Genomic DNA, 10,446 nt, shown 5'->3' with positions numbered 1-10,446 from the left:
CTGGCTCTGGTTGGCCTGGCTCAGCATCGCGGTCGATGCCTGGCTCAGGATCTGCGCCTTGGCGAGCGCAGTCGTTTCCGACGAGAAGTCGGTGTCTTCGATGCGGCTCTTGGCGTCCGACAGGTTGGTCGCGTTCGAGGTCAGGTTGTTGACCGCCGACTGCAGCTGGTTCTGCGACGCGCCGAGCGAAGCACGGCGGTTCGAGACGTTGGACAGCGCCGTGTCGTAGTCGGCCAGGATCGTCGCCGAGGTCGCACCTGCGCCGGTTGCCGTGACGACCGTGCCGACGCCGCCTGCACCCTTCAAGTCACCGCCAAGATTGAGGTCGATCGAGTCGTTGGCGTTCGCGCCCGCCTGGATCTTTACGACGCCGGCGGTACCGGCGGTACCGTCGAACAGCGCGACGCCGTTGAACTTGGTGTTGGTCAGGACGTTGGTGATCTGCTTCGACAGCGCATCCTGCTCCGACTTGATGTTCGCGATGTCGCTCGGCGAATAGGTGCCGTTGGACTTCTGAACTTCGAGTTCGCGCATGCGCTGCAAGTTGTTGCTGACCTCGTCGAGTGCGCCCTCGGCGGTCTGCGCCATCGAGATGCCGTCGTTCGCGTTGCGGACGCCTTGGTTCATGCCCTTGATCTGCGACGTCATCGACGACGAGATCGCCAGACCGGCGGCATCGTCCTTGGCCGAATTGATGCGCTTGCCGGTCGACAGGCGCTCCATCGACGTGGCCAGCATGTTCGAGGCCTTGGTCGAGGCGTTGGTCGCGCGCAGTGCCGAGATGTTGGTACCGATGACAGTCATGAGAATCTCCGTGATCTTCGACGATCCGCGCCGCCCCCATGGCGAAGTGCCGATCCGTCACAGGGGGTAACGGCCGCCTCGGCGCGAACTTTAGAGGAAAAAATCGCCTCGCCTGCGAGCGCCCCCGGTGCGCGCCCTCCTACGCGCGCGCGTAGACGCGTCCGCATGTGTCCACGCGGACGCGCCCGGAAATAATCTGCCGCATGCCGGCACCGTTTAACCGCAAATTTACCACCAATGGCGCATTCCCCGAATCGTTCAGGGGGAACTCAATGCGTTCTATTTTTCCATCGGCCGCAGTCACTTCGCGGAAATATGCGCTGGTCTCGTCGCTTCGGGCGCAGGGATTTGCCGTAGGCTCGTTCGAAACGGCGCAGCCGGGCCCGAACGATCTGTTCCTGGTCGTCGAAGGCGAGGGCATCGCCGCCCCTGCCCGCACCGTCGTGATCGGCTGCGAAGGCCGCCAGGTGACCCCGTCGCGCGACGGTTCGCCCGCCCGGATCAGCTTTGCCGCGGAAGACACTGCGGTCGGCAACGGGTTCGCGCGCGCGCTGATCGGCGGCCCCGACATGCCGACCGCCGCGGACCCCGAATCGCTCGCGTTGCTCGCACTGGCCGAACGCGTTGCCGCCGCCGACATCACCGTCCTGATCAACGGCCCGACCGGCACCGGCAAGGAAGTGCTCGCCCGCGCGATCCACAATGGGTCGGCACGCAAGGACAAGCCGTTCATCGCGATCAACTGCGCAGCCCTCCCCGAATCGATGCTCGAGGCGCTGCTGTTCGGCCACCAGAAGGGTGCGTTCACCGGCGCATCGTCGGGCGGCGACGGCTTCTTCCGCGCGGCAAACGGCGGCACGATCCTGCTCGACGAGATCGCCGAGATGCCGCTCCAGCTGCAGGCCAAGCTCCTCCGCGTGCTGCAGGAGCGCGAGGTCGTGCCGCTCGGCGCATCGGTGCCGCAGCCGATCGACGTCCGCGTGATCGCCTGCGCCAACCGCGACCTGCACGCCGAAGTCGCCGCGGGCCGGTTCCGCGCCGATCTCTATTACCGCCTCGCGGTGTTCCCGCTCGCGACCAAGTCGCTGGCCGAACGCCCGCAGGATATCCCTGCGCTCGCCGCCACGCTGATCCTGCGTCACGCCGGCACGCGCACCTCGATCCCCTGGCCGAGCCATGCGGCGATCGAGCAGCTGATGCAGCACGACTGGCCCGGCAACGTCCGCGAGCTCGAAAACGTGATCCAGCGCGCGCTGCTGTTCTGCAACGGCGACACGATCGAGGCGAACCACATCGTGTTCGACCGCCCGGTATCGATGACGTTCCAGCGTACCGCGGTAGTCACGCCCATCACGCCGGTTGCAGCGGAGCCGGAAACGCCCCCCGGGACCTTGGGCAACATCGTCCAGATGAGCGAGTTCGCCGCAATCCGCGAGACGCTCAAGGCGTGCAACGGCAGCCGGATCGAGACCGCCAAGCGCCTCGGCATTTCCGAACGCACGCTGCGCTATCGCCTCGCCAAGGCGCGCGAGCAGGGCGACGATATCGGCAACGTCCATAACTGGGCCGCCTCGGCATGAGCGGCGTCTCGGGCATCGGTGGCGGCGCGATGAGCGTCGACCGCGTCATGGCGCTGCGCTCGCAGATCCTCGAACGCAACCAGGCGCTGTCGCGCGCGGGGGCGAGCGGCACCGTCGCGCCGACCGAAACGGTCAAGCCGACCAGCTTTGCCGACACGATGGAAACCGCGCTGAAAAGCGTCAACGACGGCCAGACCCAGGCCGCCAAGCTCAGCGAAAGCTATGAGCGCGGCGAGACGGTCGACATCGCAAAAGTGATGCTCGCGCGCCAGCAGGCATCGGTCGGGTTCGAGGCGACGTTGCAGGTCCGCAACAAGCTGCTGTCCGCCTACAAGGATATCATGAGCATGCCGGTCTGACATGAGCACCGCACTCATCCCCACCTCGCCCGGCGGCACCGAACGGTTCGCCAACCCCCTCCAGCAGATCAAGGGCGTGTTCGCACAGCCCGCGGTTCGCCGCTCGCTGCCGATGGCGCTGATGGTCGGGCTGATCGCCGCCGCCGCGCTGGCATGGATGAGCCTGTCGACGCCGACGCAGAAGACGCTGTTCAGCGGCCTGCCCGATTCCGACAAGGCTGCGGTCACCTCCGCGCTGACCACCGCCAACATCAAGAGCCATATCGACGAAGGCACCGGCGCGCTCACCGTCGGCGAGGACGATTACAGCCGTGCCAAGATGCTGCTGGCGGGCCAGGGCCTGCCCAAGGCGGCACCGGGCGGCTATGCGATCCTCGACCAGCTGCCGATGGGCGTCAGCCGTGCGGTCGAGGGCGAACGCCTTCGCCAGGCGCGCGAATCCGAGATGGCGAAGTCGATCGAGGAGATCGACGCGGTCGCCGAGGCGCGCGTGCACCTCGCCATGCCCGAAGCCTCGGTATTCGTCCGCGACAACGCCGCGCCATCGGCCTCGGTGATCCTGAAGCTCCAGGGCGGGCGTTCGCTCAGCGAGGCGCAGGTCGCCTCGATCATCAACCTCGTCGCCTCGTCGGTGCCCGGCATGAAGCCCGAGGCGGTGACGATCGTCGACCAGATGGGCGCGCTGCTCACCAAGGCCGGCGGCAGCGATGGCGCGGGCGCGGCTAGCGACGCTCGGATCGATATCCAGCGCCGGATCGAGGACAAGTACCGCACGCAGCTGATCGCGCTGCTCACCCCGCTCGTGGGCGCGGGCAACTTCACCGCCGAGGTGCAGGCCGACGTCAATCTCGACGAGAGCCAGGCGACGCGCGAAAGCTACGAAAAGCAGGGCGTGCTGCGTGCCGAGACGGGCAACTGGACCGGCAACCAGAAGGACGGCGGCGCAGGCGCGCCAGGCGGGATCCCGGGTGCGCTCAGCAACACGCCGCCCGCCGCCAGCACGCTGTCCACCCCGCAGGCCGCGACCGGCAACCCCGGCACGCCCGCCGCGCAGCCCGTCGCCGGCGGCCCGGCACCCGACGCGATGAAGCAGTCCGACCAGTATCAGCGCGCCTATGATCTTGGCCGCGAAGTGTCGGTCACGCGCGCCACGCCCGGCGGCGTCAAGCGGCTGTCGGTCGCCGTCCTGCTGCGCGATCCGGACAAGACTCGCCGCACCGCGATGGAGATCAACCAGATCACCGATCTCGTGAAGAGCGCGGTCGGCTTCGACCAGGCGCGCAACGACAATGTCACCGTGATCAGCCGCAAGTTCGCAGGCGCCACCGACGCGGCGGCAGGGCCCGCCTGGTACGACAATGCGTGGCTGCCGGTGCTCGCCCGCAACGGCACCGCGATCCTGATCGCGCTGCTCGTGCTGCTGCTCGGCGTCCGCCCGATCGCCAAGGCGCTGATGAAGAAGCGCGAGGACGCCGGCACGCGCCCCGCGCTCGGCCAGCCGATCGGTGCGGCGGATCAGGACGGCATGACCGTCGCCGCCCCCGTCAGCCTCGACCAGCTCGAGAATACGCGCGGCTATGACGACCGGATCGGCGCGGTCCGCGGCTTCACCCGTGACAATCCGACGCGCGCGGCGCTCGCGGTCCGCGACATGATCAAGGCGGACGCGAAGTGAGCGACGTCGCGATCCGTACCTATACCGGCGTCGAGCGCGCCGCGGTGCTGATGATGCTCGTCGGCGAGGAGGAGGCTGCGGCCATCCTCCAGAAGCTCGAGCCCGAGGAGGTCCGCCAGCTCGGCGCGGCGATGTTCAAGGTCGCCGACGTGTCCGAGCAGGAGGTCGAGGACGTGCTCGACGATTTCGTCGGCCGCGCACGCGAGCGCACCGCGATCGGGTTCGACCCGCGCCCGCAGATCGAGGCGGTGATGAACCGCGCGCTCGGCCCCGAAAAGGCCGAGAGCGTGCTCGCGCGGATAACCCCGCCCGAGGCCGCGTGCGAACTCGAGCTGCTCGACTGGCTCGACGCGACCGAGATCGCCGCGATGATCGAGAAGGAGCATCCGCAGATCGCCGCGGTGCTGATCGCAAACCTCGACGCGTCGATCGGCGGCCAGGTGCTCGAACTGCTGCCCGACGCGGTGCAGCCCGACATCCTCCACCGCATTGCCCGGCTCGGCCCGATCACGCCCGAGGCGGTCGAGACGCTGCGCACCCTGCTCGCCAACCGCACCAGCACCGCGTCGGCCGGCGCCGGCGTCACGCTCGGCGGCACGCGCGAAGCCGCCAAGATTCTCTCGGGCGCGCGCAAGGCGACCGAGCAGCGCGTGATGCCGAAGCTGTTCAAGATCGACCGCGACGTCGCCAAGGCGATCGAGGAGGCGATGTTCATCTTCGACAACCTGCTCGACCTCGACGACAAGAATCTGGGTACGCTGATCCGCAACGTCGACAGCGAAATCCTGACCAAGTCGCTCAAGGGCGTCGACGAGACGATCCGCAACCGTTTCCTCGGCTGCATGTCGGCGCGCGCCGCCGATGGCATCCGCGACGAGATGGAAGCACGCGGGCCGATGAAGCTCGCCGAAGTGCTCGAGGCGCAAAAGGCGATGATCGCGATCGCACGCGGCCTTGCGAAGGACGGCACGATCCAGATGGGCGGAGGCGAGGACGATTATGTCTAACGGGTTCACCGCCGGCTTCGCGTCGCGCCACACCACCAGCGCCAACGTCCTCGCCAGTGCGTTCGCGCCGCCATCGGGCTTCGCCGCCGCGGATATCCGCGCGCGCGCGACGATCCGGCCTGCCAATGATTTCGGCCAGGCGTTCACCGCCGAATCCGTCCGCGACGCCGCCGCCGATACCGGCACGCCGCGCCACTTTAGTCCGGCGGACAAGAACGCGAACCCGACCGCCGGTTGGGATCCGCTCGATCCGGTCAGCGAATCGTCGTTCATCGATCCGCTCGCGGCTGCCCATGCCGCGGGCTACGAGGAAGGCCTCGCCGCCGCGGCTACGGCCGCGCGCGATGCCGCGGCGCGTGACGCGACGTTGCTCGGCGATCTCGCCTCTGCGCTGGGCGCGGATCGGATCGACCGCGAGCGCATCGCCGGACAGCTCCGCCAGACCGTCCTGTTCCTCGTGTCCAAGGTGGTCGGCGAAGTCGGCATCGCGCCCGACGTGCTTGCCGGCCGGATCGAGAACGCCGCCGAACTGCTTGCCGACAGCGCTGAATCCGCGCTGCTCCGCGTGCATCCCGACGACGTCGCGCTGCTCGAAGGCCGCTTGCCGAAATCGATCTTCGCCGCCGGCGATCCGGGCGTCGCGCGCGGCAGCTTCGTGCTCGAGAGCGCCTCGACGATCGTCGAGGATGGCCCCGAATTGTGGCTCGACCAATTGGCGCAGGCGATCGACCGCGTCCCGGTGCCCCGCTGATGCTCAATCGCTTCACCGCCGATTATCTCGAAACCCTCTCCAACACCGATTTCGTCGCCAAGCCCAAAGTCTCCGGCCGTCTCGCCTCGTTCGACGGGCTGCTGATGGAAGCCGTCGGGCTGACGCTGCCGGTCGGCACCGTCTGCCAGGTCGGCGAGGGCGCGGCGAGCGTCGAGGCGGAGGTGATCGGCTTCCGCAACGGCCGCACGTTGATGATGAACCTCGGCGGCCCCGCCGCGCTCCTCCCGCGCGCGCCGGTCAAGCCGATCGGCGCGCCGGGCGAGGCCGAAGTGGGCGCTGCGATGCTCGGCCGAGTCGTCGATGGCGCGGGCAAGCCGATCGACGGGCTCGGCCCGATCCGTGGCGCAGGCCGCTGGCCGCTCGCGGGGAAACTCCAGTCGCCGCTCGATCGCGGCCGCGTGCGCGAACCGCTCGACGTCGGCGTCCGCGCGATCAACGGCCTGCTGACGATCGGCCAGGGCCAGCGCGTCGGCATCATGGCGGGCTCGGGCGTCGGCAAGTCGGTGCTGCTCGGCATGATCGTCCGCGCCGCGCAGGCCGACGTGATCGTTATCGGCCTGATCGGCGAGCGCAGCCGCGAAGTCGCCGACTTCCTGGAAACCAAGGTCGCGGGCGCCGCGCGCGCGCGCTCGGTCGTCGTCGCGGTGCCGGCCAATCATTCGCCGGTGCTGCGGATCCGCGGCGCGCTGCGTGCGCATGCGATCGCCGAATCCTTCCGCGACGAGGGCAAGAAGGTCCTGCTGATCATGGATTCGCTGACCCGAGTCGCGCATGCCGGTCGCGAGATCGGCCTCGCGCTCGGCGAGCCCGCCTCCGCGCGTGGCTATCCGCCCTCCGCAATTGCGATGCTGCCCAACCTGATCGAGCGCGCCGGCGTCGACGTCCATAGCGGCGGGTCGATCACCGCGATCTACACGGTGCTGGCGGACGGCGATGACGGCAATGATCCGGTGGTCGATTCGGCGCGCTCGATCCTCGACGGCCATATCGTCCTCAACCGCCATCTCGCCGAGCGCGGCGTCTATCCCGCGATCGATATCGGCCCGTCGGTCAGCCGCGTGATGACCGACATCGTCGACGCAGCCCATGCCAGGGCCGCGCGGACTTTGCGCCGCCACCTCGCCACGTACGAGGAGAACCGCGATCTGGTGCTGATGGGCGCCTATCGCCACGGTGCGGATCCGGCGATCGACGCGGCGATCGCGTGCCACCCGGCGGTGATGGAATATATCCGCCAGGACGCCGACGATAATGTCTCGCTCGCCGATGCGGTCGCCGAGCTGACCGGCGTGTTCGGCGGCTGACATGGCGCGTGGCAAGACGCTCGCGCGCATCCACCGCGTCCGCACGCTCCAGCTCGGGCTGACGCGCGCCGACGAGGCGCGCGCGCATGACAAGTTCGCGAGCGAACAGGCGTTGTCCGGGCGTATCGCGCTGCTCGCCGAAGCGGTCGCGCCGATGAACGAGACTCGGGTGGCGGTGTCGCTCGGTGCCGCCGCGCATTACCGCGAGCGCCTCCAGCAATCCGCCAACGCCGCCGTCGCACGCGTCCAGGCGGCCGAACAGCATGTCGAGCGCGCCGCCGAGGCCACCCGCGCCGCCAAGCGCGACCAGAGCGCGGTCGAGAAGCTCCTCGCGCGCGCCGATGCCGATGCGGTGTTGAAGGCGATCCGCGCGATGGAAGAGTCTCCCGTCTTCCGAAAGGTTCGGCACGATCCTTGCTGAGGGTGCGGCATGCGGCTTCGCGCCGCGCGCCCGAACGAGTATCCTGCATGATCCTGACCGCCTCCCTGTCCCCCGTTCTACCCGCGCAGACACGCTCGCCGGCCGTACAGGGCGGACGGGGGGCGATCGATTTCGCCGGCTCCTTCGCGCAGGCGCAGACCCCCGATGCTGTCCTGGCTCCCGTCCTGCCCTTGCTGGCGGCCAAGCCCGATGCGACAGTCCTGCAGAACGCCGCCGCCCCCGGCAACGCCTTGCCGATCGCGACGCCCGCCGCTGACCCGCCAGCAGCATGGCAGCCCGGAATCGCGCCGCAAGCGCCCGCTTTAGCGGTTGCCGCGCAGAAATCGCTGCTGCTCCCGGCAAACGCCCTGACGCCGGACGCAGTCGAAGCCGATCCGCCGTTCGGCACCGCAAACCCTGCCGCCATCGCCACCCCGGTCGCCCGCATCGCCCGGCCGACCCCGTTCGTGGGCCCGACCCGCGGCGCCCGCGCGAAGGACCAGAGCGCAACGGACGGCACCGCTACGACCGAGGCGGATACGAGCGAGGCCGATACGGACGACGCGGCCCCAAGCGTCGCCAGGTCCGTGGACATGCCGGTCATACTCTCGACCGCCCCACCCGCCTCGCCGATCACCTCCCTGGCCATCGTCGATACGGTCAAACCGGACGATGGCGCGGCAAGCGCGGCAGCGCCCGCCGTGCTGTCACCATCCCTCGCCGGGCTGGCCGAAGCGAAGCCGCAGATCGCCGAGACACCCGCGCCGGCGCCGGGCGCCGATCGGCGTGTGCCGCCTGCGGTCACACCCGGCCAAATGCTCCCCGACAGCCCCGCCCCGCTCCGGCCAACCGCTACGGCTACCGTCGCGGCCAGCCCCATCCAGACGCCGCCAGTCCCGGCCCCGGGGGTATCGCCCACGCTCGCCCTGCCTGTCGCAGGGCAAGCCGATGCCGCGCTCACCCCCGCGACCGGCAATGCCGCTCCGCGAACGCCGTTCGTGCGGCTACCGACGCCGCCGCAGACCGCCGATACGCGACTCCCGCTCGACCAGACGCCACCCGTCGGCCTCGCGCAGACCGCGCCGGCCGCCATGGCGGCCGAGCCGACGATGCCCGCCCCGGCGACACCGCCAGCCGTCGCCCCGCCCCTCGCTGGAACCGTAGAGACGGCTCGACCGGCCACGCCTGGCTTGCTCGAGCAGCGCGAAGCGACCGCACTGCCGGTCAGCCCCGACACCCCGATCTCCACGCCGCGCTGGGTTTCGACCGGAGCCACCACGCCCGTCGCGCTCGCCGTGCCGATGCCCGCCGCGGTCCAGCCGCAGCCCGGTACCGTCGCGTCGGCAAGCCAGGTGTTCGGCGCCGCGATCCGCGCTGCGACCAAGCCCCGCGACGAGCGTGACGCCGCCGACCCCGGCATGGTCTCGCCGACCGCCGGCGCGCCCGTATCGGCCCCGACGATCGCGACCGCGGCGGCGCAGCAGGCCCCGCTCGACATGCGGCAGGAGCGGTGGCCGCACGCGATGATCGAGCGGATCGAGATCCTGCGCGACGCCGCCGATGCGGGCGACACGCGGATCCGCCTGGTCCCCGACGCGCTCGGCGCGATCGACGTCGCGCTGAAGCAGGACGGCGATACCGTCCATGTTCACTTCCACGCCGAGCAGGGCGCGACGCGGGCCCTGATCCAGGAGGCCCAACCCCGGCTCGTCGAGCTGGCCGAAGCGCGCGGGCTTAAGCTCGGCCAGGGCGGGCTCGGTGACAGCGCCGGAAACGGCCAGCCGCGCGCGCAAGCCACGCCGCAAGCATCCAACCGCACCCCATCCCCTCAAGCGTCCGCGACGATCGTCGCCGCGCCCGAAGATACCCGAATCGCCTGAACCGAAGGACCCGACATGGCTGAGAAGACTGATACCGCAGACGCCGCGCCCAAGAAAAAGGGCAAGATGAAGACGATCCTGATCGGCGGCGTGGCGCTGCTGGTGCTGGTCGGCGGTGGCGTCGGCGCCGGCGTCTATGCGTCGAACGCCGGGCTGCTTGGCGGCGGTCACGCGGCGGCGGCCGACGACGGCAAGCCCAAGCTCGTCCCCAAGAGCGAGCAGAAACATGCCACCGAGGGCGGCGAAGGCGGCGGCCACGGCGGCGACGAGGCTGCGCCCGAAAACCACGGGATGAAGCCCCCCGCAGGCGAGGGCGGCGACAAATACGCCTCCACCTACTACCCGCTGGAGAAGGATTTCACCTCGAATCTCCAGGACTCGGCGCACTTCGTCCAGGTCGGCGTCGCGGTCTCCACGCCCTATGACGACACCGTCATCACCAACCTGAAAACCAACGACATCGCGGTCCGCTCGGCCATCCTGATGGCGCTCGGCGACACCACCGAGGAGCAGGTGATGAGCAGCGAGGGCAAGCGCCAATTGCAGGTCCGCCTCGCCAAGGCGATCAACGATACGCTCAAGCAGAAGGAAGGATTCGGCGGCATCGGTAACGTTTACTTTACCAGTTTCGTCGTTCAGTGAGG

The 10,446-nt window shown here is 69.4% G+C and carries 10 protein-coding genes; 9 read left to right on the top strand and 1 reads right to left on the bottom strand.

Features of this window, described 5'->3' with window-relative positions:
• Window positions 1–804, bottom strand: an 804-nt coding sequence (locus C8J26_RS01990) for a flagellin N-terminal helical domain-containing protein (protein ID WP_107956505.1), incomplete at its 3' end; no start/stop codon positions are given.
• A 272-nt stretch (window positions 805–1,076) separates the two neighbouring features.
• On the opposite strand from C8J26_RS01990, the gene C8J26_RS01985 reads away from it, so the two are divergent.
• The 9 genes from C8J26_RS01985 to C8J26_RS01945 are packed head-to-tail and all read left to right on the top strand — an operon-like array spanning window position 1,077 to window position 10,444.
• Window positions 1,077–2,384 carry a sigma-54 interaction domain-containing protein gene (locus C8J26_RS01985; RefSeq protein ID WP_107956504.1) on the top strand — a complete coding sequence of 436 codons (1,308 nt, stop codon included), beginning with the start codon at window positions 1,077–1,079 and terminating at the stop codon, window positions 2,382–2,384.
• Window positions 2,381–2,743, top strand: a complete 363-nt coding sequence (fliE, locus tag C8J26_RS01980; RefSeq protein ID WP_056412962.1) for a flagellar hook-basal body complex protein FliE — start codon at window positions 2,381–2,383, stop codon at window positions 2,741–2,743. The genes C8J26_RS01985 and fliE overlap by 4 nt, the downstream gene beginning before the upstream one ends.
• 1 nt (window position 2,744) lies before the next feature.
• Window positions 2,745–4,418 (top strand): flagellar basal-body MS-ring/collar protein FliF, encoded by a 1,674-nt coding sequence (gene fliF / locus C8J26_RS01975; protein WP_056412965.1) that lies wholly within the window; start codon window positions 2,745–2,747, stop codon window positions 4,416–4,418.
• Window positions 4,415–5,425: a flagellar motor switch protein FliG gene (gene fliG, locus C8J26_RS01970; RefSeq protein WP_107956503.1), complete on the top strand. Its 1,011-nt coding sequence runs from the start codon at window positions 4,415–4,417 to the stop codon at window positions 5,423–5,425. The genes fliF and fliG overlap by 4 nt, the downstream gene beginning before the upstream one ends.
• Window positions 5,418–6,176 (top strand): FliH/SctL family protein, encoded by a 759-nt coding sequence (locus tag C8J26_RS01965; protein WP_107956502.1) that lies wholly within the window; start codon window positions 5,418–5,420, stop codon window positions 6,174–6,176. The genes fliG and C8J26_RS01965 overlap by 8 nt, the downstream gene beginning before the upstream one ends.
• The gene (locus C8J26_RS01960; protein WP_056412971.1) at window positions 6,176–7,501 is read left to right on the top strand and encodes a FliI/YscN family ATPase; all 1,326 of its coding nucleotides are present in this window, start codon (window positions 6,176–6,178) and stop codon (window positions 7,499–7,501) included. The genes C8J26_RS01965 and C8J26_RS01960 overlap by 1 nt, the downstream gene beginning before the upstream one ends.
• Before the next feature lies 1 nt (window position 7,502).
• Entirely contained in the window at window positions 7,503–7,922 is a 420-nt protein-coding gene (locus C8J26_RS01955) for a hypothetical protein (RefSeq protein WP_107956501.1), read from the top strand.
• Window positions 7,923–7,969: 47 nt separating this feature from the next.
• Window positions 7,970–9,802 carry a flagellar hook-length control protein FliK gene (locus tag C8J26_RS01950; RefSeq protein WP_107956500.1) on the top strand — a complete coding sequence of 611 codons (1,833 nt, stop codon included), beginning with the start codon at window positions 7,970–7,972 and terminating at the stop codon, window positions 9,800–9,802.
• A gap of 15 nt (window positions 9,803–9,817) precedes the next feature.
• Window positions 9,818–10,444 (top strand): flagellar basal body-associated FliL family protein, encoded by a 627-nt coding sequence (locus C8J26_RS01945; RefSeq protein ID WP_056412979.1) that lies wholly within the window; start codon window positions 9,818–9,820, stop codon window positions 10,442–10,444.
• Window positions 10,445–10,446: the final 2 nt, after the last annotated feature.

Source organism: Sphingomonas aurantiaca, from assembly GCF_003050705.1.
Lineage (GTDB): Bacteria > Pseudomonadota > Alphaproteobacteria > Sphingomonadales > Sphingomonadaceae > Sphingomonas > Sphingomonas aurantiaca.
The sequence above is the reverse complement of the archived record's forward strand: the minus strand, read 5'-3'. Positions and strand labels throughout refer to the sequence as shown.